Origin of the sequence: Streptomyces sp. NPDC007856, from assembly GCF_042868225.1 — a bacterium.
Classification (GTDB): Bacteria; Actinomycetota; Actinomycetes; order Streptomycetales; family Streptomycetaceae; genus Streptomyces.
In genome coordinates this window covers 372,871-395,072 of sequence record NZ_JBIAEC010000001.1, presented here as the reverse complement: position 1 = coordinate 395,072, position 22,202 = coordinate 372,871, and the positions used below count along the sequence as shown (strand labels likewise).

The 22,202-nt window shown below is 70.6% G+C and carries 19 protein-coding genes; 6 read left to right on the top strand and 13 right to left on the bottom strand.

Features of this window, described 5'->3' with window-relative positions; genetic code table 11:
- The first annotated feature begins 12 nt into the window (after positions 1 to 12).
- The gene (locus tag ACFYOH_RS01925; protein ID WP_388620001.1) at positions 13 to 933 is read left to right on the top strand and encodes an AEC family transporter; all 921 of its coding nucleotides are present in this window, start codon (positions 13 to 15) and stop codon (positions 931 to 933) included.
- A 7-nt stretch (positions 934 to 940) separates the two neighbouring features.
- Here ACFYOH_RS01925 and ACFYOH_RS01920 read toward each other — a convergent pair whose 3' ends face one another.
- The 8 genes from ACFYOH_RS01920 to ACFYOH_RS01885 form a co-directional block, all read right to left on the bottom strand.
- Entirely contained in the window at positions 941 to 1,534 is a 594-nt protein-coding gene (locus tag ACFYOH_RS01920) for a Uma2 family endonuclease (protein WP_388619998.1), read from the bottom strand.
- Between the two features lie 96 nt (positions 1,535 to 1,630).
- Entirely contained in the window at positions 1,631 to 2,914 is a 1,284-nt protein-coding gene (locus tag ACFYOH_RS01915) for a thymidine phosphorylase (protein WP_388619995.1), read from the bottom strand.
- Between the two features lie 73 nt (positions 2,915 to 2,987).
- Positions 2,988 to 3,392, bottom strand: a complete 405-nt coding sequence (locus tag ACFYOH_RS01910; protein WP_388619992.1) for a cytidine deaminase — start codon at positions 3,390 to 3,392, stop codon at positions 2,988 to 2,990.
- The gene (locus ACFYOH_RS01905; RefSeq protein ID WP_388619989.1) at positions 3,389 to 4,675 is read right to left on the bottom strand and encodes an ABC transporter permease; all 1,287 of its coding nucleotides are present in this window, start codon (positions 4,673 to 4,675) and stop codon (positions 3,389 to 3,391) included. Before ACFYOH_RS01905 ends, ACFYOH_RS01910 begins: the two co-directional genes overlap by 4 nt.
- The gene (locus tag ACFYOH_RS01900; protein WP_388619988.1) at positions 4,675 to 5,802 is read right to left on the bottom strand and encodes an ABC transporter permease; all 1,128 of its coding nucleotides are present in this window, start codon (positions 5,800 to 5,802) and stop codon (positions 4,675 to 4,677) included. The genes ACFYOH_RS01905 and ACFYOH_RS01900 overlap by 1 nt, the downstream gene beginning before the upstream one ends.
- A complete protein-coding gene (locus ACFYOH_RS01895; RefSeq protein ID WP_388621032.1) occupies positions 5,799 to 7,325 on the bottom strand; it encodes an ABC transporter ATP-binding protein in 1,527 nt (508 codons plus the stop codon). The genes ACFYOH_RS01900 and ACFYOH_RS01895 overlap by 4 nt, the downstream gene beginning before the upstream one ends.
- A gap of 236 nt (positions 7,326 to 7,561) precedes the next feature.
- On the bottom strand, positions 7,562 to 8,620 hold the full coding sequence (locus tag ACFYOH_RS01890; RefSeq protein WP_388619986.1) for a BMP family protein: 1,059 nt from the start codon (positions 8,618 to 8,620) through the stop codon (positions 7,562 to 7,564).
- A gap of 637 nt (positions 8,621 to 9,257) precedes the next feature.
- Positions 9,258 to 10,493, bottom strand: a complete 1,236-nt coding sequence (locus ACFYOH_RS01885; RefSeq protein ID WP_388619984.1) for an amidohydrolase — start codon at positions 10,491 to 10,493, stop codon at positions 9,258 to 9,260.
- A 233-nt stretch (positions 10,494 to 10,726) separates the two neighbouring features.
- Here ACFYOH_RS01885 and ACFYOH_RS01880 point away from each other — a divergent pair, with 233 nt between their 5' ends.
- Positions 10,727 to 11,416 carry a class I SAM-dependent methyltransferase gene (locus ACFYOH_RS01880; RefSeq protein WP_388619981.1) on the top strand — a complete coding sequence of 230 codons (690 nt, stop codon included), beginning with the start codon at positions 10,727 to 10,729 and terminating at the stop codon, positions 11,414 to 11,416.
- Between the two features lie 462 nt (positions 11,417 to 11,878).
- On the opposite strand, the gene ACFYOH_RS01875 is transcribed toward ACFYOH_RS01880, so the two are convergent.
- From ACFYOH_RS01875 to ACFYOH_RS01860, 4 genes are read right to left on the bottom strand one after another with little or no spacing between them, the layout of a single operon-like run.
- Positions 11,879 to 13,051, bottom strand: a complete 1,173-nt coding sequence (locus ACFYOH_RS01875) for a hypothetical protein (protein ID WP_388619978.1) — start codon at positions 13,049 to 13,051, stop codon at positions 11,879 to 11,881.
- A gap of 38 nt (positions 13,052 to 13,089) precedes the next feature.
- A complete protein-coding gene (locus ACFYOH_RS01870) occupies positions 13,090 to 14,028 on the bottom strand; it encodes an N-acetylneuraminate synthase family protein (protein ID WP_388619976.1) in 939 nt (312 codons plus the stop codon).
- A gap of 12 nt (positions 14,029 to 14,040) precedes the next feature.
- The gene (locus tag ACFYOH_RS01865; RefSeq protein WP_388619973.1) at positions 14,041 to 15,354 is read right to left on the bottom strand and encodes a cytidylyltransferase domain-containing protein; all 1,314 of its coding nucleotides are present in this window, start codon (positions 15,352 to 15,354) and stop codon (positions 14,041 to 14,043) included.
- Positions 15,355 to 15,377: 23 nt separating this feature from the next.
- Positions 15,378 to 16,700 carry a DUF6716 putative glycosyltransferase gene (locus ACFYOH_RS01860; RefSeq protein ID WP_388619970.1) on the bottom strand — a complete coding sequence of 441 codons (1,323 nt, stop codon included), beginning with the start codon at positions 16,698 to 16,700 and terminating at the stop codon, positions 15,378 to 15,380.
- A gap of 198 nt (positions 16,701 to 16,898) precedes the next feature.
- On the opposite strand from ACFYOH_RS01860, the gene ACFYOH_RS01855 reads away from it, so the two are divergent.
- The 4 genes from ACFYOH_RS01855 to ACFYOH_RS01840 all read left to right on the top strand — a co-directional run bounded on the left by ACFYOH_RS01855 (position 16,899) and on the right by ACFYOH_RS01840 (position 21,511).
- Positions 16,899 to 17,876: a glycosyltransferase family 2 protein gene (locus ACFYOH_RS01855; RefSeq protein ID WP_388619968.1), complete on the top strand. Its 978-nt coding sequence runs from the start codon at positions 16,899 to 16,901 to the stop codon at positions 17,874 to 17,876.
- Positions 17,873 to 19,207 carry an alpha-2,8-polysialyltransferase family protein gene (locus ACFYOH_RS01850; RefSeq protein ID WP_388619965.1) on the top strand — a complete coding sequence of 445 codons (1,335 nt, stop codon included), beginning with the start codon at positions 17,873 to 17,875 and terminating at the stop codon, positions 19,205 to 19,207. The genes ACFYOH_RS01855 and ACFYOH_RS01850 overlap by 4 nt, the downstream gene beginning before the upstream one ends.
- A 100-nt stretch (positions 19,208 to 19,307) precedes the next feature.
- Complete coding sequence (locus ACFYOH_RS01845) at positions 19,308 to 20,450, top strand: acyltransferase family protein (RefSeq protein WP_388619962.1); 1,143 nt, start codon at positions 19,308 to 19,310, stop codon at positions 20,448 to 20,450.
- A gap of 104 nt (positions 20,451 to 20,554) precedes the next feature.
- Positions 20,555 to 21,511 carry a class I SAM-dependent methyltransferase gene (locus ACFYOH_RS01840; RefSeq protein ID WP_388619959.1) on the top strand — a complete coding sequence of 319 codons (957 nt, stop codon included), beginning with the start codon at positions 20,555 to 20,557 and terminating at the stop codon, positions 21,509 to 21,511.
- 4 nt (positions 21,512 to 21,515) lie between these two features.
- On the opposite strand, the gene ACFYOH_RS01835 is transcribed toward ACFYOH_RS01840, so the two are convergent.
- The gene (locus ACFYOH_RS01835) at positions 21,516 to 22,166 is read right to left on the bottom strand and encodes a TetR/AcrR family transcriptional regulator C-terminal domain-containing protein (protein ID WP_388619956.1); all 651 of its coding nucleotides are present in this window, start codon (positions 22,164 to 22,166) and stop codon (positions 21,516 to 21,518) included.
- Positions 22,167 to 22,202: the final 36 nt, after the last annotated feature.

The window sequence follows — 22,202 nt, the reverse complement described above, 5'->3', positions numbered from 1 at the left end:
AGGGTTGGCCGTGTGACGGGGGTGCTGAGCGGGTTCGCGGTGATCGCGGTCGTCATCGGGGTGGGTTATGTGCTCGGGCGGCGCGGGACGCTCGGGGTGCAGGGCGGCGAGGTGCTGACCCGGCTGGCCTTCACGGTGGCGGGCCCCGCGCTCCTGTTCACGACCCTCGCGCGCGCCGACCTGTCGGTGCTGTTCTCGGCTCGCCTGCTGGTGACGGCGCTGAGCACGGCGGCGGTCGTCGGGGCCTACGTGGCGGTGGCTACCGTACGCAGCTGGGGCGTGGGCCGTACGACCATCGGCGCCCTGTGCTCCGGTTACGTCAACTCGGGCAACCTCGGTATTCCGATCGCGGCGTACGTCCTGGGCGACGCGTCGCTGGTGGCGCCGGTGCTGCTGTTCCAGGTGGTCCTGGTGGCGCCGGTCGCGCTGACGATCCTGGACCTGTCCGGCATGGGCGAGAAGGGCACGCTGTGGCGGCGCCTGCTGACACCGCTGCGCAATCCCATAGCGGTGGGCTCGCTGTCGGGAGTCGTGGTGTCGGCGGCGGGCTGGACCATCCCCGGCCCGCTGCTGAATCCCCTGACCCTGATCGGCAACATGTCAGTCCCGGCGGCCCTGCTGGCCTTCGGCATGTCGCTGCCCGGCAGTTCGGCCCCCGGCCGGGGCCGGGACCGCCGACTGGTCCTGCTGTCCGTGGCGTTGAAGTCCCTGGGCCAGCCGCTGGTGGCGTGGGCGCTGGCGACGGCGGTCTTCGGCCTCCACGGCGCCCCGCTGCTGGACGTGGTGGTGACCTCGGCCCTCCCGGGCGCGCAGAACATCTTCACCTACGCGAGCCGCTACCGGGTGGCCGAGGGCCTGGCCCGCGAGTCGATCCTGCTGTCGACGGTCGTGTCGGTGCCGGTGCTGGTGGGGGTGGCGGCGGTGTTGGGGTGACGGCGGGTCAGTCGACGGGGAACTCGCTGGTGTCGAGCTCCAGATTGAACGGCTCCGGAAGCATGAACTCGTCGCCGAACTTTCCTGCGCGCAGCACGCGGTACACATCGCCCTGCGGCTCACCGTACAGCGTGATAGTGGGGCCTCCGGGCGCCCAGCTGTCGATGAGGAGGTAGAGCGGAACGCCCGCCTGAGCGTATCCAGCGGCCTTCTTGATGCGGTCGTTGCTCGCGTTCGACTTCGAGGTGATCTCAACGACCAGCTCGGCCGCAGCCGCCGGGACGTAATTGCGCTTCTCCACGCGCAGTGCCTCCCTCGGCGCTACCGCGAGGTCGGGCATGTAGAGCCCGTCGCGGGACGGCACGGCCGTGCCCAGAGTCTGGTAGATGCCCCAGTCCCGAGGAATGACCTTGTACAGCTCGCGCTGCACGAGGTCGGCAATGTCGTTATGGGCGTTGGACGGCGGTGGTGCCACGGTGACGATCCCCTCGATGATCTCCACCTTGCAGCCCTCTGGCGCGTCCGTCTCCTGCCAGATCCGGACGACGTCGTCCCACTCGTGGCTGCTGGCCGACGAGTGGTCGACGGCGAGTGCGCTCATGGCGGTTCTCCAATCGGTGCGTCACCGATCCCAGCATGCCGAACGGGACCGGCGGCGGTCCACCGGTCCCGTTCACGCAAACGAGGAAATCCCAGGTCAGGCGATACGTTCCAGCACCACCGGCGACGGCGTGAAGTCCGTGCCCGGCGCCGCGATGTCGTACGAGCCCTGCACCGCCTGCAGCGCGTACTCGAAGCGCTCGGGGGTGTCCGTGTGGAGGGTCAGGAGGGGCTGGCCCTCCGTCACCGTGTCGCCCGGCTTGGCGTGCATCTCGACGCCCGCCGCCGCCTGCACCGGGTCCTCCTTGCGGGCGCGACCGGCGCCGAGGCGCCAGGCGGCGATGCCGATGTCGTAGGCGTCCAGGCGGGTGAGGACACCCGAGGACGGCGCCTTGATCACGTGCTGCTCCCTCGACGTGGGCAGCACCGCGTCCGGGTCGCCGCCCTGCGCCGCGATCATGCGGCGCCAGACGTCCATCGCCGAGCCGTCGACCAGGGCCTTCGCCGGGTCGGCGTCCTTCACCCCGGCCGCCTCCAGCATCTCGCGCGCCAGGGCCAGCGTCAGTTCCACCACGTCCGCCGGGCCGCCGCCCGCCAGGACCTCCACCGACTCGCGGACCTCCAGCGCGTTGCCGGCCGTCAAGCCCAGCGGGGTCGACATGTCGGTCAGGAGGGCCACCGTCTTCACGCCGTGGTCGGTGCCCAGGCCGACCATGGTGGTCGCCAGTTCGCGGGCGTCGTCCAGCGTCTTCATGAAGGCGCCGCTGCCCACCTTCACGTCCAGCACCAGCGAGCCCGTGCCCTCGGCGATCTTCTTCGACATGATCGAGGAGGCGATGAGCGGGATCGCCTCCACCGTGCCCGTCACGTCCCGCAGCGCGTACAGCTTCTTGTCCGCCGGGGCCAGGCCGTCGCCCGCCGCGCAGATGACCGCGCCGGTCCCCTCCAGCACGGACAGCATCTCCTCGTTCGAGAGCAGCGCGCGCCAGCCCGGGATCGACTCCAGCTTGTCCAGGGTGCCGCCCGTGTGGCCGAGGCCCCGGCCGGAGAGCTGCGGGACCGCGGCACCGCAGGCCGCGACGAGGGGGGCCAGCGGGAGCGTGATCTTGTCGCCGACGCCACCCGTCGAGTGCTTGTCGGCCGTCGGGCGGGACAGGGTGGAGAAGTCCATGCGCTCGCCGGAGGCGATCATTGCCGCCGTCCACCGGGCGATCTCGCGCCGGTTCATGCCGTTGAGCAGGATCGCCATGGCGAGCGAGGACATCTGCTCGTCGGCGACCTCGCCGCGGGTGTACGCGTCGATGACCCAGTCGATCTGCTCGTCGGTCAGCTCGCCGCGGTCCCGCTTGGTGCGGATCACGGAGATGGCGTCCATGGCCATGGCTGGTGGCTTCCTTCCGGAGGTGCGAAGTGTGCGGCCCCCCTGCGAGCGGGGCAGGGGGGCCGTACGGGACTTACTTGGTGAGATGGTCCGGGCCGAAGGCCTGGGGCAGCATCTCGGACAGCGAGAGGACGCCCGCGGGGGTGTCCAGGAGGAGGTCCGGCCCGCCGAACTCGTACAGCAGCTGACGGCAGCGGCCACAGGGCACCAGCAGTCCGCCGGTGCCGTCCACGCACGTGAAGTGCGTCAGGCGGCCGCCGCCCGTGCGCTGCAGGTCGGACACCAGGCCGCACTCGGCGCACAGGCCGATGCCGTAGGAGGCGTTCTCCACGTTGCAGCCGGTGACCGTGCGGCCGTCGTCGACCCGGGCCGCCACGCCGACCGGGAAGCCGGAGTAGGGGGCGTAAGCGTGGGACATCGCCTCGCGCGCCACCTCCCGCAGCGCCTCCCAGTCGAACCCGGCGGCATTCCGCGTCACTTGCCCTGACCCTTCCGGTAGCGCATGCCGTCCGCCTTCGGCATCCGCAGGCGCTGCGCCGACAGCGACAGCACCAGCAGGGTGACGACGTACGGCGTGGCACCCACGAAGTCGCTCGGGACCTCGTCGGTGACGAGGTACCACAGCAGCACCAGCGCCGCCACGATCAGGCTGATCGCGCCCTGCCACAGCGACGTGCGATACAGCTTCCAGCCTGCCAGGGCGACGAGCAGGATGACCAGCAGGAGCAGCAGCGCGTGGACGGTCGGACCGCCGTTGCGCAGCTGGAGCGCGTCGGAGTAGCCGAACAGGCCCGCGCCCATCGCGAGTCCGCCCGGACGCCAGTTGCCGAAGATCATCGCCGCGAGGCCGATGTAGCCGCGGCCACCGGTCTGGCCCTCCAGGTAGGTGTGCGAGGTGACCAGCGCGAGGAAGGCACCGCCGAGGCCGGCGAGGCCACCGGAGACGGCCACGGCCGCGTACTTGTACGTGTAGACGTTGACACCGAGGGACTCGGCGGCGGTCGGGTTCTCACCGCAGGAGCGCAGCCGCAGACCGAACGGGGTGCGCCACAGCAGCCACCAGCTGCCGACGAACAGCACCACGGCCAGGATCGTGATCACGGACAGGTTGGTGACCAGACCGCCGATGATGCCGGCGAGGTCGGAGATCAGGAACCAGTGGTGGGTCTCGATCGAGTGCAGGCCGCTGGACAGGCCGGGCACGGTGACCTGCGGCAGCGAGTCCACCGGCGGGGACTGCTTGGGGTTGCCGCCCGCGTTGGCCGCGCTGCCGCCCGCGAAGAACAGCTTGGCGAGGTACTGGGTGGCGCCCAGCGCGAGCAGGTTGATCGCGACACCGGAGACGATGTGGTCGACGCCGAAGGTGACGGTGGCGACGGCGTGCAGCAGGCCGCCGAGGACGCCGAAGCCGATCCCGCACAGCAGGCCGAGCCAGGGGCTGGACTGCCAGCCGACCCAGCCGGCGCCGAAGGTGCCGAGGATCATCATGCCTTCGAGGCCGATGTTGACCACACCGGAGCGCTCGGACCACAGACCGGCGAGGCCGGCGAGGCCGATCGGCACGGCGAGGCCGAGCGCGGCGCTGACCTGACCGGCGGAGTCGAGCTGCTGGGAGCCGGTGATCATGCGGACCGCGGCCAGGAGCAGCAGCGCACCCGCCACGAGCAGGAGGATCTGGCCGAAGGAGCGGCCCGAGCGCTGCGGCGCGCCCGCCGCCTTGGGCGCCGCGGGCGGCGGCGTGTCGGTCATCGTGGCAGTCATCACGCCACCTCCTGCTTCTTCGTCGGGGCGGCGGCCTGGGCGGCGAGTTCGGCGCCGACCTTCTGCTGCTGGCGCTTGAGGCCGTAACGGCGCACGACCTCGTAGGCGATCACGACGCACAGGACGATGACGCCCTGGATGACGCCGAGGATCTCCTTGTCGTAGCCCTGGAACTCCAGGTGGTTGGTGGTGCGCTCCAAAAAGCCCCAGAGCAGGGCGCCGAGCGCGATGCCGATCGGGTGGTTGCGGCCGAGCAGCGCGATGGCGATGCCGGTGAAGCCGATGCCGACCGGGAAGTCGTTGCTGAACGCGTAGGAGTCGTTGAGCAGGGTCGGCATGCCGATCAGACCGGCCACCGCACCCGAGATGATCATGCTGGTGGCGATCATCTTCTTCACGGACACACCGCTCGCGGAGGCGGCGCTCTCGGACTGGCCGACGGTGCGCAGGTCGAAGCCGAACCGGGTGCGGCCGAGGACGAACCAGTACGCGACACCGACGGCGGCGGCGATGAAGATGAAGCCCCACAGCTGCCCGGCCGGGCCGGTGTTGATGCTGAAGAAGTACGAGGACGACGGCAGCGGCTTGGTGGAGACCACGGTGCCGCCCTGTTCCAGCTGGGCCAGCTTTCCGGGCTGCAGCAGGTAGGCGATGATCGCGGTGGCGATCGAGTTCAGCATGATGGTCGAGATGACCTCGCTGACGCCGCGCGTCACCTTGAGGATGCCCGCGATGGCCGCCCACAGGGCGCCGGTCGCCATGGCGCAGATGAGGATCAGCGGGATGGCGATCCAGCCGGGTACGGTCAGCGCCCCGCCGAGGACGGCGGCGAAGAACGCGGCGAGCCGGTACTGGCCGTCGACGCCGATGTTGAACAGGTTCATCCGGAAGCCGATGGCGACGGAGACGCCCGCGAGGTAGTACGTCGTCGCCTTGTTCAGGATGTAGACCTGGCTGTCGCTGGCGAAGCCGTAGGTCAGCATGTCGCTGAACGCGGAGCCGGGGTTCTTGCCGGTCGCGAGGATCACCAGGGCGGTGACGACGAGCGCGGCGACGACCGCCAGCACCGGCGCGGCGAGTCCGAGGAGCAGCCGCTCCTTGTCGATCCGTGAGGTCAGCTTGTTCATCGCTCGTCGTCCTCTGTGTGCTCCAGGTGGCCGGTGGCCGCACCCGTCATGGCGGAGCCCAGCTCTTCGGGGGTGATGGTGGCGGGGTCGGCGTCGGCGACCAGGCGGCCGCGGTACATCACCCGCAGGGTGTCGGAGAGCCCGATCAGCTCGTCCAGGTCCGCGGAGATCAGCAGGACGGCCAGTCCCTCGCGGCGGGCCTCGCGAATGTAGTCCCAGATGGCCGCCTGGGCGCCGACGTCCACACCGCGGGTGGGGTGGGCGGCGATGAGCAGCTTGGGGTCGTGGCTCATCTCGCGGCCGACGATCAGCTTCTGCTGGTTGCCGCCGGACAGCGAGCCCGCGGTCACGTCGATACCGGGGGTGCGGACGTCGTAGGCCTGGACGATCCGCTCGGTGTCGGCGCGGGCGGCCTTGATGTCGAGCAGCCGGCCGCGCGCGTTGGGCTTCTCGGTGACGTGGCCGAGGATGCGGTTCTCCCACAGCGGGGCTTCCAGCAGCAGGCCGTGGCGGTGGCGGTCCTCGGGGATGTAGCCGATGCCGGCCTCGCGGCGGTCGCGGGTGGGGGTGCCGGAGATGTCGGTGCCGTCGAGGGTGATCACGCCGGCGTCCGGGTGGCGCATGCCCATGATCGCCTCGACCAGCTCGGACTGGCCGTTGCCCTCCACACCGGCGATGCCGAGGACCTCGCCCTTGTGGATGGTGAGGGAGATCTGGTCCAGGATGATCCGCTCGATGCCCTCCAGGTCGGTCTGCGCCAGGTGCAGCCCCTCGACCTTCAGCATCGGCACGTCCGTGACGGTGGACTCCGCGGTCTCCGGGGTGGGCAGCTCGGCGCCGACCATCAGCTCGGCGAGCTGCTTGGGGGTGGTGCCCTGCGGCGAGACCGTGCCGACGGTGGTGCCGCGCCGGATGACGGTGATCTCGTCGGCGACCGACAGCACCTCGCCCAGCTTGTGGGAGATGAAGATGACGGTGAGGCCCTCGGACTTCAGCTCGCGCAGGTTGTCGAAGAGCGCGTCGACCTCCTGCGGCACGAGCACGGCCGTCGGCTCGTCGAGGATGAGGGTCTTGGCGCCACGGTAGAGGACCTTGAGGATCTCCACGCGCTGGCGGTCGGCGACGCCCAGCTCCTCCACCAGCACGTCCGGGCGGACGTTCAGGCCGTACGCGTCCGAGATCTCCTTGATCCTGGTGCGGGCCTTGTGGCCGATGCCGTACAGCTTCTCCGCGCCGAGGACGACGTTCTCCAGCACGGTGAGGTTGTCGGCGAGCATGAAGTGCTGGTGCACCATGCCGATGCCGCGGGCGATGGCGTCGCCGGGGTTGTGGAAGGTGACCTGTTCGCCATTGACCGTGATGGTGCCCTCGTCCGGCTGCTGCATGCCGTAGAGGATCTTCATCAGGGTGGACTTGCCGGCGCCGTTCTCACCGCACAGGGCGTGGACGGTGCCCGTGTGGACCGTGATGTCGATGTCGCGGTTGGCGACGACGCCGGGGAAACGCTTGGTGATGCCGCGCAGTTCGACGGCAGCGGGAGGGCTGGACGCGTTGATGGCGCACTCTCCTCGGGGAAAGGGGCTGCGTAGGGGAGGGCTTGGGCGTCGGCGACGCTAGCGCGGCAACTCCACGCTACACGCGTAGAGTTGACACATTGTTATGGCTCGACGGGGGGCTCCGGAGGGCGCCCCCGCGCCGAGCCTCAGGTCCCGCGGTGCGGCCGGACCGCCGCATAGGCGGTCCGGCCGTACCGGACGGGTCACGGGGTGGTCTTGACCTTGATCTGGCCGGAGACGATCTTCTGCTTCGCGGCGTCCAGCTTGGGCTGGATGTCGTTGATGAAGCCACCGCTGGTGGCCAGCGAGACACCGTTCTTGGCGAGGGAGTAGGCGTTGAGGCCGGCCAGCGGCTTGCCGTCGTGCACGGACTTGATGAAGTCGTACACACCGACGTCGACGTTCTTGACCATGGAGGTCAAGATCGAGTTCTTGTACTTGGCCAGACCCGGGATGTTGTACTGGTCCGAGTCCACGCCGATGGCCCAGGCACCCTTGGTGCCGCTGACGGCCTCGATCGCGCCGTTGCCGGAGGAGCCGGCGGCCGAGTAGATCACGTCGGCGCCGTTGTCGAGCATGCCCTGCGCGGCCTCCTTGCCCTTGTCGGGGCTGGCGAAGCCGGAGAAGTCCGAGCCGTGGCTCAGGTACTGGGTGTCGACCTTGATCTTCGGGTTGGTGTCCTTGACGCCCTGGACGTAGCCCGCCTCGAACTTCTTGATCAGCGGGACGTCGACACCGCCGATGAAGCCGACGTGGTCCTTCTTGGTCTTCAGTGCCGCGGCGACACCGGCCAGGTAGGAGCCCTGCTCCTCGGTGAACGTGATGCTGTCGACGTTGCTCGCGTTCACGACCGAGTCGACGATGCCGAAGTTGGTCTTCGGGAACTGCTTGGCGATCTTGGTCACGGCCGGCGCGTAGGAGAACCCGACGGCGACGATCGGGTTGTACCCCGCCTGCGCCAGGTCCGACAGGCGCTGCTCGCGGTCGGCCTCGGTGTCGGAGGTCTTGGCGGTCAGCTCCTTGATGGAACCGCCGAACTCCTTCGCGGCCTTGTCGGCACCGCGCGCGGCGGAGTCGTTGAAGGAACGGTCACCACGGCCGCCGACGTCGTAAGCGAGGCCGATCTTGATGCCGCCCTTGGCGCCGCCCGAGGACGAGGGGCTGGCGTTGTTGTCGGAGGACGTGCTGCCACACGCGGTGGCAGTCACGGCGAGAGCTGCGGTGGCGATTGCCGCAGCGGAAAGCTTGGCTACCCGGCGCACGGGAGGCTCCTTCACCTGACCTGAGCGCCGTGTCGGCGCTTGATGTGAGCACCATGCCAGTGCTCGAGCCGAAACGCCCCGGCGGCGTCGGCTTCGCGGCATCGTAACGCGCGTAGATGTCGCAAAAAACCCTCTCGCGAAGCCGTTATCGATTCGAGGCAAACAGCATCTGAACTCGCTCTCCCGGTCCTCTCATGGCGCTGTTGCGGAGCGTGTACGAATGGCTTACAAGTGTGTTGCGCCGGCCAGCGGAACCGTCCCGGGCCCCGGGCACCCACCTCGGGGGCCACCCCGGACGCCCGTCTCCGGGCCACCCCAGGGCCCCGTCTCCGGGCCACCCCAGGGCCCCGTCTCGGCGCCACCCCGGACGCCCGTCCCCGGGCCACCCCAGAAGCCCGTCTCGGCGCCACCCCGGACGCCCGTCCCCGGGCCACCCCAGAGCCCCGTCTCCGGGCCACCCCAGAAGCCCGTCTCGGCGCCACCCCGGACGCCCGTCCCCGGGCCACCCCAGAAGCCCGTCTCGGCGCCACCCCGGGCACCTGTCCCCAGGCCGCCCCAGGGCCCGGTCTCGTGCCACCCCCAGGAACCCGCCTCCGGGTCACCCCCGGGGGGCCGCAGAGACCCCGGGCCCGGGCGCTCAGCCCTGTACGTCGTTCGGCTCCAGGAAGGCCGCCGCCGTGAACATCTCCACGCCGACCTTGATTGCGTGCTCGTCGGCGTCGAAGTCGCCCTGGTGAAGATCGCGCACGGTGCGCTCGCCGGGCTTGCGGACGCCGAGCCGGGCCATGGCGCCCGGGACGTGCTCCTGGTACCAGGAGAAGTCCTCGCCGCCGAGGCTCTGCTCGGTGCTCTCGACGGAGTCCCGGCCCCGCCGCGCCGCCATCGCCCGGCGCAGCAGTTCGGTGGACTCCCGGTCGTTGACCACGGGCGGCACTCCGCGCACATAGGTGATCTCGGACTTGGCGCGGTGCATGGTGGCGACCTCGTCGATGGCCGCGTGCACGAGGTCGGGGGCCTGCCGCCAGGCCTCCAGGTCCAGACAGCGCACGGTCCCGGACAGCTCGGCGTGCTGCGGGATCACGTTCGGGGCGTGCCCCGACTCGATCCGCCCCCAGGTCAGCGCCAGCCCGGCCCGGGTGTCGACGCGGCGGGCGATCAGCGCGGGCACGTCGACGGCGACCCGGGCGGCGGCGGTGACGAGATCGGTGGTCAGATGCGGCCGGGCGGTGTGCCCGCCGGGCCCGTCCAGGGCGATCTCCAGCCGGTCGCACGCGCTCGTGATCGCGCCGTGCCGCAGCCCGATCTTCCCGGCGTCGACGCGGGGGTCGCAGTGCACGGCGAGGATCCGCTCGACCCCCTTCAGCGCCCCGTCCTCGATGGCGTCCAGCGCGCCGCCGGGCAGCACCTCCTCGGCGGGCTGGAAGAGCAGCCGCACCGGCCGCGGCAGCAGGCCCTTGGCATGCAGGTCGGCGAGCACGAGCCCGGCGCCGAGCACGACGGTCGTGTGCACATCATGCCCGCACGCATGCGCCCGGTCGGGCACGGTCGACCGGTACGGGCAGTCGGTCTTGGTGTCCGGGATGGGCAGGGCGTCGATGTCCGCGCGCAGGGCCAGCAGCGGTACGGCCGGCCGCTCACCGTCCGTCATGCCGATGTCACAGACGAGTCCGGTTCCCTTGGCGAGCACCCGGGGCCTGAGCCCCGCCTGCTCCAGCCGCTCCTTGATCGCGGCGGTTGTACGGAACTCTTGATTGCCCAGCTCAGGGTGCATGTGCAAGTCGCGACGGAAGGCGACGAGTTCGGCGTGCAGGGCTTCGCTCAGCACGCCGGGGAGCACATCCCCCGCGAGGCCGGCCTCGGACTCTAGGGACATCAATTGCTTCACCCTCTGAAGGGTAGGACGCCCGGCTGGTCGACTACCCCTCGATCAACAAAACTTCAGCCCGTTAGGGGAAGAAAATCTGACCGGCGGACGCATGGCGGCGGACACTGATGGGTAAGACTTCTGTTTCTTCTTCCACGCATACCACGCCTCCCCGCACTCACGCGCGCCATGTCCACGAACCGGACCCCCTCCCACGCCCCCGGCCGGTAGGGTCCGCACCCGTGACCGACGCGACCGAGAACCCTCGCACCGAAGCCACCGAGGCCTTCCTCCGGACGACCCGCGCCTCCTACGACGCGATCGCCAAGGACTACGCCGCCCAGTTCCCGGCCGGCGGGTGGCACCCCCTGGACCGCAGCGTGATCACCGCCTTCGCCGAACTGGTCACCACGCACGGCACGGCCCCCGTGGCGGACCTGGGCAGCGGCCCCGGCCATGTCACCGCGCTCCTGGACGAGCTGGGCGTCCCGGCCTTCGGCGTCGACCTCTCCCCCGCCATGGTGAGCATGGCCCGCGACACCTACCCCCGGCTGCGCTTCCACATCGGTTCGATGACGTCCCTGGACCTGCCGGACGCCACCCTGGGCGGCATCCTCGCCCTGTACTCGACGATCCACGTCCCCGATGCCCACCTGCCGGCGGCCTGCGCGGAATTCCATCGCACGCTCCAGCCCGGCGGCCACGCCCTCCTCGCCTTCCAGACCGCCGGGGCGCCCGGCCATCTGCACCTCCCGGAGCGCTTCGGCCACCAGATCGACCTCGACTACTACTGGCGTACCCCGGAACAGCTCACCACGGCGCTGACGGAGGCCGGCCTGGAACTGGTGGCGACGGTGCGCCGGGAACCAGCCGCCGAGGAGACCCTGTCGAGAGCATTCGTACTGGCCCGCAAACCCGCCGCCGGAGCCTGAGCCGATCCGGTGACAGAACCCGATGGGCGGATCCGCACCAGCCCCCCGCGCTGCTGGACGACCCCGTCCCCGTCCCGCCCCATGAAAGCCCGAGGCCAACGGGAAGCCTTTCGAACTGCTCCCGGTGCAACGGGAGTTGAGCCGACAGAAATGTCTGGACACGAAAGGGTGCCGTTTCCTCGCGGCGACCGCGATCGTTGCCGGAACGGTGGCGATGGCGGCTACGGCGCAGGCCAGTACACAGGACTGCCGGCACTATCTGGCGGGCAGGGGCTACGTGGTCGGTTCGGGGGTCACGCGGGCATGCAACATCGGCCAGGGAGCGGGTGGCCCAGCCGACACGCTGACGTGTAAACCAACTGCTCGTGGACCTCGGGGTCCGTGCGGCACACGCCGGCAGGGCGTGCGATCCGGCAAACGACTGATCCGGCACGGGATGCAGCAGCCCCTTGGCCCCCTGGCCTAGGCCAGGCTGGGGCTCACCGCCGCCAGGCGGTGTACGTCACGGGCCGTGCCGGTGACACCCGACAGAAAGCCCTGCGCTCGCGGCGACGCGTTCTCCGTGAGCCAGGCGGGGTCGATGTCGCACACCGCCACCCGCACGCCCGTGCCGGCCAGGGCCAGCGGCAGGGTGTGGACGACCGTCGAAGGGAAGCTGAGGACCGTACGGCCGATCGGGCCCCGGCGGGCGATCAGCTCCAGGGGGAGGTCCGGGCGGACTATCTCCAGGCCGGTCTCGGCGGCCAGGCGGTGCAGCTTGTCCGCGCTCTCGCGGCGGTGGGCGAAGTAGCGGGTCGCGCCGTGCGTCCTGGCCAGGGTGCGGACGGCCTCCAGATAGCGGTCGCCGTCCACCACGCCCGTCTCCACCAAGGACGTCCCCACCATGTCCGCCCCCTTGGTGATGCGCGGGGGCCCGAAGCGGGCACGGGTCCAGGAGAAGTCGTTGGCCGTGACCGTCACCCCGTCCGGGGTCTCCGTCACCGGCATGGAGGAGAAGACCTCGACCCTGCGGCGCGCGCTCGGCGTCAGCCGGCGCCGGGCCGAGGAGGAGACGGGGGCGAAGAGCAGGTCCCTCGCGCCCGGGCGGCCGCCCTTGCGGTGCCAGCGGACCAGCCGCTCACCGCGGGCCAGCTGGGCGACGAACTCCATCGTCGCCGTGCCGTCGTCGACCACGACCAGGTCCTTCGCCCGCGTGATCGTCAGCAACAGCTGCACATACCGCGAGAACGGGTCGCCCATGACGATCCGGTCGGCCTTTCTCAGGGCCCCCGCCAGGCCGCCGATCGTCGAGAAGGGCGCGGTCGTGCCGCCCCGCGCCTCCTCCCAGCGCACCCGGTACCCCTCGTCCCGGGCCAGGTCCGCCATGCGGCGCAGCTGGCCCCGGGACATGGGGTCGGTCGGCGACAGGACGACGACCGTGAGCTCCGCGCCGGTCTGTGGAGGGTTGCCGGCCACCGTCCGCCGTACCTGCGCGGGCACGGACGGAAGCGGGTCCGTGGCCGGCAGCGGGTCCGGCTGCGCGCCGCGCAGGCCGTGCAGATGCGCCCACTCCAGTACGTTGAGCAGCTGGACCGGGCTCTCCACGAAGGCGAGCGTGCGGGGAGGGTGGCCGGCGTGACCGGCGCGGGGGCTCATCGGCGTACGACCGTCCCGTCGTAAGGGGATCAAAACACTCAGACCGTGACCGGCTCGCCCGCCGCCGCGGCGATCTCCGCCTCGGCGACGACGCCGGCGACGCGGCGCAGCTTCTTCATCGGGCCGAGCTCGGAGTCGTAGACCTTCTTGACGCCGTCACCCAGGGAGGACTCGATCACGCGGATGTCGCGGACCAGGCGCTCCAGGCCCTGCGGCTCCACCGACGCGGCCTGGTCGGAGCCCCACATGGCGCGGTCGAGGGTGATGTGACGCTCGACGAAGGCCGCCCCGAGCGCGACCGCGGCGAGGGTGGTCTGCAGGCCGGTCTCGTGGCCGGAGTAGCCGATCGGGACGTTCGGGTACTCCTTCTCCAGCGTGTTGATCACGCGGAGGTTGAGCTCCTCGGCCTTGGCGGGGTAGGTCGACGTGGCGTGGCACATCAGGATGTTGTCGCTGCCCAGGACCTCGACCGCGTGGCGGATCTGCTTCGGGGTCGACATGCCCGTGGAGAGGATGACGGTGCGGCCGGTGGCGCGCAGGGCGCGCAGCAGCTCGTCGTCCGTCAGGGACGCGGAGGCCACCTTGTGGGCCGGGACGTCGAACTTCTCCAGGAAGGCGACGGCCTCGGTGTCCCACGGGGAGGCGAACCAGGCGATGCCCTTCTCCTTGCAGTACTCGTCGATCTGGCGGTACTCGTCCTCACCGAACTCCACGCGGTGGCGGTAGTCGATGTAGGTCATCCGGCCCCAGGGGGTGTCGCGCTCGATGTCCCACTGGTCGCGCGGGGTGCAGATCTCCGGGGTGCGCTTCTGGAACTTCACGGCGTCGCAGCCGGCCTCGGCGGCCACGTCGATCAGCTTGAAGGCGTTCTCCAGCTCACCGTTGTGGTTGATGCCGATCTCACCGCAGATGTAGACGGGACGGCCGGGGCCGACCTCGCGGGAACCGAACGTACGCAGACGGGAGTTGGTGCTCATCAGGGGATGTCCTTACTTGGGGAGGGAATCGAGAGAGGGGCCGAGGATCCAGCTGGCGATCTCTCGGATCGCGCCGTCACCGCCGGGGAGGGTGGTGACCGCGCGTGCGGCGCCGCGTACGACGTCGTGGGCGCTCGCGACCGCCACGGGCCAGCCGACGAGGGCGAAGCACGGCAGGTCGTTGACGTCGTTGCCGACGTAGAGCACGCGCTCCGGCGCGATGCCCTGCTCCTCGCACCACTGCTTCAGCGCGAGGTCCTTGCGGTCGATGCCGTGCAGCACGGGAAGCTTCAGCTTCCGGGCGCGGGCGGCGACCACAGGGTTCTGTTCCGTGGACAGGATCAGCATCTTCAGGCCGCTCCTGCGGAGAGCCGCGATGCCGAGTCCGTCGCCGCGGTGCACGGAGACGAACTCCCGTCCTTCGGAGTCGATCAGCACCCGGTCGTCGGTCTGAGTGCCGTCGAAGTCCAGTACGACCGCGTCGATGTCGTCGGCGGTCGGCAGCGAACCGGGGCGGTCCGCGTCGAAGAGCGGGGCCAGCGCGCGGGCGCGGGCCAGGTCGTGCGGGTCGTCGATCTCCAGCACGCGCGCGGGGTCGGTGCGGACGAGTTCCGTACGGCCGAAGAAGCGGTGCTGGTGCTTGCGGAAGCCGGCCGCGTCCATCGCGTAGGCGGCGCCGGTCTCCAGGAAGTCCTGCGGTCGGTCCTGGCGGCGCGGGCGGTAGGACTTGTCGTGGTTGACGCCATGGCCTCCGGCGGTCGGTACGGGAACGGCGTGGCTGCCGCCCGCCGCCGCGGCCACCGAGGCCGTGCCGGTGGCTGACGGCTCGCCGTGCGCGGAAAGTTCTTCGACCGCGTCGCGCCAGACGAACCCGTGGAACGGCGCGACCGTCAGCGCGGTGTCCGCGCCGCCTTCGATCACCGCCGACGCAACCCCGTCGATGTCCTCGCGGACGATGAACGGGCTGGTGCACTGCACGAGCAGGACCACGTCGACGGCAGCGCCGTGCAGCGCCTCGTGGGCGTCCATGGCGTGCACGACCGCGGCCTCGGAGGTCGCCGTGTCCCCGGCGATGGCGGCCGGGCGCAGCACGACCTCGGCGCCGGCTTCCCGGGCGGCGGCGGCGATGGCCTGGTCGTCGGTGGAGACGACGACGTCTGTCACCAGCCGGGTCGCCCGGCACTCGCGCACCGCGCGCGCCACCAGCGGGACCCCGCCGACGGGGGCGAGGTTCTTCGCGGGCACGCCCTTGGAGCCGCCGCGGGCGGGGATCACCGCGAGCACCCGGCGCACCGTCGCGCCCTGGCCCGCTTCCGGGTTCGACATGGGGTCCACTCCTTGGAAAGAGGTCACAGCTCCCCCATCCGGCGGATCACCGGAGCGACCCGCTGCACGCCGTGGCGGTAAGCGCCACGCGCGGCGCGGCGCACGATCTGGCGGACCGGTCCGGGCTCCTTGTCGGCGGCGGGCGCGCCGGGCAGCGGGACGCCGTCGGGGCCGAGGTGGTGCCGGGCGAGGATGCCGGGCAGATAGCCGGGCGCGGTCTCGGGGGTGTAGTAGGGGTTCAGGGGCGGCAGGCCGCCGGGCCGGTCGAGCAGCTTGGCGATGCGTTCGCGGGCGGTGTCGAAGGCCGTCCCGTACGACCCGTCGGCGGCCACGCCCTGCCGGGCCACCCACTCCTCGTCGGCCACCGGCCGGTGCCCGGCGTCGAGCTGGTCCCAGGAGGCCAGGCACCCGGAGCCGGTGAAGTGGTGGTTGCCGAGCACCTCGCGCACGCCCAGGTCGGTCAGGACGACCGTGGGGATACGGCGGTGCAGGGCCTCCAGGGCGGCCGTGGAGCTGACCGTGACGAGCAGGTCGGTGCGGTCCAGCACCTCGCCCATGTGGCCGTACACCAGACGGAAGTTGGCGGGCACGTCCGTGCCCTGGGCCAGCTTCTGGTACGGCAACTCCTCGATGTGGGTGGTGTGTTCGCCCGGCTTGGAGCGCAGCTTCAGCAGCACCTCGCGCTCGGGGTGCTTCCGGGCGTGCTCGATCAGCCGGTTCAGCAGGTAGGTGCGGTCCTTGCGGCTGTCCGGGACGGACGGCTGGGCCGCGAACACCACGGTGTAGGGCTCGTGTTCACCGGTGTACGGCGCCCCGCCGAGGAAGGGCAGCGCGACCTCGGTGACCGAGGAGGCGTCGGCGCCCACGCCCTCGTACACGGCCCGGAACCGGTCCGCGTCGTGCCGGGAGTTGGCGAGGACGAGGTCGGCGCCGTGCCGCAGCAGCAGGCCGTCGGCGAGCTTCTCGTAGACGACACCGACGTAGCCGGTGACGACCACGGGGCGCTTGCCGGCGCCCGCCCAGGTGGCGCGCAGCCCGTGCAGCATGGCCTGGACGCCGCCGCCGACGAGCGCGAGGATGAGCACGTCGTACTGGTCTTCGACGGCTCCACCCATCGCACGAAGGAACTCGACGCCGGTGACCTCGCGCAGGGAGTCCGCCCGGACGCCGACCTCCTTCAGCTGGCGGGCTGTCGGGGTGGCGCGTCCTCGCAAGAGGTAGCCGTCGAGCCTGATCTCGGCATCCGTGGGGGCGAGGCGCTGCGCGGTGAGCGCGCCCCACTTCCACCGGGTGTCGGAATCGGCGAGGACGGCGACCCGCAGGGACTTCGTAGCACTTGCTGGCACGCTGAAGACGCTAGGAAGCCATTCCGAGGTTCCGCCCAACCCGAATGCAACAAACGGTTAACAGCACATCGCCGAATGGCGAATCGGGCCGTGAGAGCACGGGAAAACAGCCCGGTTCACAGCTTCGCCACGTGGCGTTCACCCAGCATCAAGCGGACGGTCAAGACGAATGACGGGCTTCGTCCTAACGTTCAAGCCGTGGTCAAGCTCTCCGTCATCGTGCCGTTCTACAACGTGCAGCAATACGCGCCCGACACGCTCAGGAGCCTGAAGGCGAACGCGCGTGAGGACTTCGAATTCATTCTCGTCGACGACTGTTCGCGCGACGGGACACCAGAGATTCTCGCGCGCGCGGAGCGCGAGCTGCCCGGAGCGGTCTACGTCCGGCACGAGCAGAACGGAGGGCTGGCGACCGCCCGCAACACCGGTATCGACCGGGCGCGCGGCGAGTACCTGACCTTCCTGGACGGCGACGACTGGCTCGCCCCCGGCTACTTCCCGCAGCTGGTCGCGGCCATGGAGGAGCTCGGCTGCGACTTCATCCGCACCGACCATGTGCAGTGCACGGCGCGCTCGCGCACGGTGAACCGGGTGCCGGTCGGCCGGCGGAACGTGGTGATGGACCCGCGGGAGGCGATCCTGCCCACCGACCGGTCCACGTCCGTCGACTACGCGTACGCGTGGGCGGGCGTCTATCACCGCCGACTGGTGGACAAAGGGCTGCTGCACTTCACCGACGGACTGCGCACGGCCGAGGACCGGCCATGGATCTGGAAGCTGCACCGGGAGGCGGAATCCTTCGCGGCGGTGAGCATGCTCGGGGTGTTCTACCGGCGTGGCGTCGCCTCCTCGCTCACCCAGATCGGCGATGTCCGGCAGCTCGATTTCATTCGCGCGTTCGATCAGGTCATCACGGAAACGGCCGGGGACCGGGACGCCGATCAGCTGCTGCCGAAGGCCGTCCGCACCTATTGCGCCATCATTTCCCATCATCTGGGATCCATCGAAAGGTTCGAGCCCGCGGTGGCGAAGAAACTGAAATCCATGAGTGCCGCGGCCCTGCGGCGCATGCCGCAGGACGTGCTGGACGAGGCGCTGGACTCCATGGACCTCCAGCGCGCCACCAAGCTGCGCCGGCTGCGCCGCCGTCCCGCCTCCGCGGGGGCCGCCGCGTGACCACCCAGATCTTCCAGGCGTCGACGCTCTACGGCACGGCCACGCTCGCCGCCGCCCTGGACTCCGGCTGCTTCGGCCCGGCCGACCGGCGGATCCTGCTGGTCTGCAACAACGCGGCCACGCCCGAGACCACGCCCGCGCTGGACGAGGCGCCCGGTTTCGAGAAGCTGCGCGACCGGTTCGACGAGGTGATCTCGTACAACGAGACCATCTTCCCGTTCCACCCGGGCGGCTGGGCGCCCCGCACGGACGACATGCCGCTGTGGGAACGCTTCCTGCGGCACGAGTGGCGACTCGGCGACGACGACGTGGCGCTGGCGGTCGAGTCGATCCAGGTCAATCCCTCCCTGGCGCTCGCGCAGATCTTCAACGGCGCCCCGGTGACGGTCTACGCCGACGGCCTGATGAGCTACGGCCCCACCCGCAACAAGATCGACCCGCTGGCCGGCACCCGTGTGGACCGGGTGCTCCACCTGGACCTGGTGCCGGGCCTGAAGCCGCTGCTGCTGACCGAGTTCGGCGTGCCCGGCGAGGTGCTGCAGACGGCCGCCTTCACCAAGGTACTCGCCGAACTCGCGCCCTCCGGCGCCGAGTTGCCGGAGATCGAGGAGCCCGCGCTGCTGCTCGGCCAGTATCTGTCGGCGCTGGACATCCTCACCGCCGAGCAGGAGGAGAAGCTGCATGTGCGGATGCTGAAGGGCGCGGCCGCCCTCGGGCACACCAAGGTCGTGTTCAAGCCGCACCCGTCCGCCCCGGCCCGCTTCACCCGCCTGCTGGAGCAGGAGGCGGAGCGGCTGAAGGTCGAGCTGACCGTGCTCGACACCCCGGTCCTCGCGGAGGTGCTGTACCAGCGGATGCGTCCCGCGCTGGTCGTCGGCTGCTTCTCCACCGCCCTGCTCACGGCGCAGGCCCTGTACGGCCTGCCGGTCGCCCGGATCGGCACCGAGGTGCTGCTGGAGCAGCTGGCGCCGTACGAGAACAGCAACCGCGTCCCGGTGACCATCGTGGACGCGCTGCTGCCCGAGCTCGGCAACCGCGCCGCGGTGACCGAGCAGCGGGCCGGCATGGACGTGGAGGCGCTCGGCGCGCTGATCCGCGCGGTGGGCTTCGCGATGCAGCCGAAGATCTACCCGAGTCTGCGCCCGGAGGCCGAGGCCTGGCTGGCGCGGAACCTGAACCAGCGCACCGTGCGCTACTTCAAGCGCCGGCGTCTGTCCTCGCTGGCCCTGCCCGGTGGGGTGCCCTCCCAGTTGGCGTTCATCCCGCGCAACCCGACGGTCCGCCGGATGGCGAAGAAGGCGCGCAGTCTGCGCAATTCGGTACGCCGCTGACACCACCGAGTGAACCCTCACCGACCAGTTGACGAACAGTGTGCCGAACAGCCCGGTCGTGGGTGTGAGGCGCCGAGACCCTGGTAAGGCGCCCCACACCATGGCTGCTTCATCCCCCGCCCTGAACGCCGTTCCCGCTCCTCCCGCCGCCGGAACGGCACCTGCCTCCAGGCCCCGGAGCCGTCTGCTCGCCCTGGACGGTCTGCGGCTCGTCGCCGCGCTGATGGTCTGCCTCTACCACTACACCGGCCGCGGCGGCACGGTCTCCGCGTCCTGGCACGGGAGTCCGGCCCACCTCTTCCCTGGGCTGTCCCGGGCGGCCGTCTACGGCAATTTCGGCGTCGAGCTCTTCTTCGTCATCAGCGGTTTCGTGATCTGCATGAGCAGTTGGGGCCGCACCCTCGGTGACTTCTTCCGCTCCCGGGTCTCCCGCCTGTACCCCGCGTACTGGGTGGCCCTGGTCCTGGTCACGGGTGCGTCCCTGGCCCTGCCGGTCGTCGTCCACCCGGTCCGTCTGGACGAGTTCCTCGTCAATGTGACGATGCTCCAGCAGCCGATGGGCGCGACGCGGGTGCTGGGCGTGTGCTGGACACTCTGGGTCGAGGTGCGTTTCTACGTGCTGTTCGCGCTGTTGGTCGTCCTGCGCGGGGTGACCTACCGCCGGGTGGTGCTGTTCGCGTGCGGGTGGACCGTGGCGGCCGTGCTGTGCCACTCGTCCGGCAACGAGCTGTTGAACCAGGTCGTCATGCCCGAGTACGCCCCGTTCTTCACAGGCGGTCTGGCACTGTACCTGATACACCGCTTCGGCAGTGACCTGCTCGCGTGGGGCATCGTCGCGATGTCCTGGCTGCTCGCCCAGAGCGAGGCCACCCGTGGCCTGTGGGGCCCGCACCCGCACCGTGACCCCTACGTGGTCATCCTGATCGTCACCGTCGCCTTCGCGGCCGTCGCCGCCGTGGCGTTGGGCTGGACGCGCTGGGCCTCCTGGCCCTGGCTGGTCACGGCCGGCGCGCTGACGTACCCGTTCTACCTGGTCCACGAACACCTCGGCTGGTTCGTCATCCGGGTGCTGCACCGGGGGCTCGGCCTGCCCGCGTGGCCGACGCTCGGGGTGACGGTGGTCTGCATGCTGCTGCTCGCCTGGCTGATCCACCGGTTCGTGGAGAGGCCGTTCGGCCCGCGGCTGAAGGGGGCACTGAAGGGGCGGAAGTTGGGCAGCCGTTCACCTCGTCTTGGGTTTTGAACCAGCCCCTCGGGCAGGCACCGTAGAGCCCTTGCCACCCCCAGGCCGCACAGGCTTTTCGCAGGGATCCCACAGACGCCGTACCGAGGGAGCGCCCACCCCGCATGGCCACCATCCAGGAAACGACGCGACAGCCCGAGCGTCTCGACGACGTCCCCGGCTGGTTCCCGGTGCTCGACCAGTTGCTCTTCGACTGGTTCCTGAACCGGCAGGAAACCGCGGACATGCGGGGTGATCTGCTCGAAGTCGGGGTCTACATGGGGAAGAGCGCGATCTTCATCGGACGGCACCAGCAACCGGGCGAGCGGTACACGGTCTGCGACCTCTTCGAGGGCGACGCCCCGGACGACGCCAACCAGGCCGAGTCCACGAAGTCGTACAGCGCGCTGACCCGGAGCGTGTTCGAGGACAACTACCTCTCCTTCCACGACGAGCTGCCCCGCGTGCTGCAGGGCCCCAGCTCGATCGTGCCCGGCGAGGTCGAACCGGGCTCCTGCCGGTTCGTGCACATCGACGCCTCCCATCTGTACGAGCATGTGCACGGCGACATCGGAGCCGCCCGCGACCTGCTGCTCCCGGACGGGATCGTCGTCCTGGACGACTTCCGCTCCGAGCACACCCCCGGAGTCTCCATCGCCACCTGGGAGGCCGTGCTCAACCGTGGCCTGCGGCCCATCTGCCTGAGCACCCAGAAGCTGTACGGCACCTGGGGCGACCCGGAGCCGGTCCAGGAGGAGCTGCTGGCCATGGCGCGGGAGCGGTCCGACTGCCACCTGAGCGTCCAGGAGGCCGCCGGGCACCGGATCGTCCGGCTGAAGTCCAAGCACATGCGGGCGCCGGAGTTCCCGGCCTCCAAGCACGCGAAGGCGGCGCAGCCGCAGCCGGTGCCGCAGGAGACCCCGGCACCGACACCGGCACCGGCACCCGCACCGGCTCCGGCTCCGGCTCCGGTCCGGCCCGTCCCCCGCCGCGGCGCGAGCCGGGTCCGCCGGATCGCCGTCGACCTGCTGCCGCCGGTGGTCACGCGGGCGATCCGCAAAGCCCGCGCCGCCCGGAGGTGACGGCTCAGCCGATCCCGTACCGCGCCCCGACACCCGCGATCACGAGCGCCAGTCCCTCCTCGAACTGCTCGTCGTAACCGTCGAAGAGCAGCTTCCCGGCCTCGGCGGCGAGCGGGTACTCGGCCATCCGCCGGGCGCGTTCCTCGACGTCGTACCCCTCCCGGCGCTCGCCCGGGAGGGGCTGCACGCCCTGCTCCTCGGTGACGAAACCGATGGTGTACGCGTTCACCGTGCGGCCCGCGTGGACCGCCTGGGCGAGGGTGAATCCGGCTTCCGTCAGCAGCCGCAGGTTGGCTTCGAGCTGGGGCGCGTGGTCCGTGCCCGTGAAGCGGGAACCGCTGAACACCTTGGCACCGTCGCGGTAGCCGAGCAGCGCGGTCCGCAGTCCGCGCCCCGCCTTCAGCAGCCGCTCCTGCCAGCTGTCGGCGGGATCGAGCGCGGTGCCGGCGACCATCCGCCGGTACATCTCCGTCGCCATCTCGTCCAGCAGCGCCTGTTTGTCCTTGAAGTGCCAGTACAGCGCGGGCGCCTTGACGTCCAGTTCCTTGGCGATGGCGCGCAGGGTCAGGCCGTCCAGGCCCACCTCGTTCAGCAGCCGCAGCGCGGTGTCGGCGACGCGTCGGCGATCCAGCGGGGCGCGTTTCTCGGGGTTCACACTTGACAGCTTAACAGCGTTAAGGGCACCCTCATG

Excerpts from the sequence above, each read along its gene's own strand:
- ACFYOH_RS01905 (WP_388619989.1), bottom strand. The coding sequence starts at position 4,675 with ATGACTGCCACGATGACCGACACGCCGCCGCCCGCGGCGCCCAAGGCG.
- ACFYOH_RS01900 (WP_388619988.1), bottom strand. The coding sequence starts at position 5,802 with ATGAACAAGCTGACCTCACGGATCGACAAGGAGCGGCTGCTCCTCGGA.
- ACFYOH_RS01845 (WP_388619962.1), top strand. The coding sequence starts at position 19,308 with ATGGCTGCTTCATCCCCCGCCCTGAACGCCGTTCCCGCTCCTCCCGCC.
- ACFYOH_RS01875 (WP_388619978.1), bottom strand. The coding sequence starts at position 13,051 with ATGAGCCCCCGCGCCGGTCACGCCGGCCACCCTCCCCGCACGCTCGCC.
- ACFYOH_RS01870 (WP_388619976.1), bottom strand. The coding sequence starts at position 14,028 with ATGAGCACCAACTCCCGTCTGCGTACGTTCGGTTCCCGCGAGGTCGGC.
- ACFYOH_RS01865 (WP_388619973.1), bottom strand. The coding sequence starts at position 15,354 with ATGTCGAACCCGGAAGCGGGCCAGGGCGCGACGGTGCGCCGGGTGCTC.
- ACFYOH_RS01915 (WP_388619995.1), bottom strand. The coding sequence starts at position 2,914 with ATGGCCATGGACGCCATCTCCGTGATCCGCACCAAGCGGGACCGCGGC.
- ACFYOH_RS01885 (WP_388619984.1), bottom strand. The coding sequence starts at position 10,493 with ATGTCCCTAGAGTCCGAGGCCGGCCTCGCGGGGGATGTGCTCCCCGGC.
- ACFYOH_RS01840 (WP_388619959.1), top strand. The coding sequence starts at position 20,555 with ATGGCCACCATCCAGGAAACGACGCGACAGCCCGAGCGTCTCGACGAC.
- ACFYOH_RS01920 (WP_388619998.1), bottom strand. The coding sequence starts at position 1,534 with ATGAGCGCACTCGCCGTCGACCACTCGTCGGCCAGCAGCCACGAGTGG.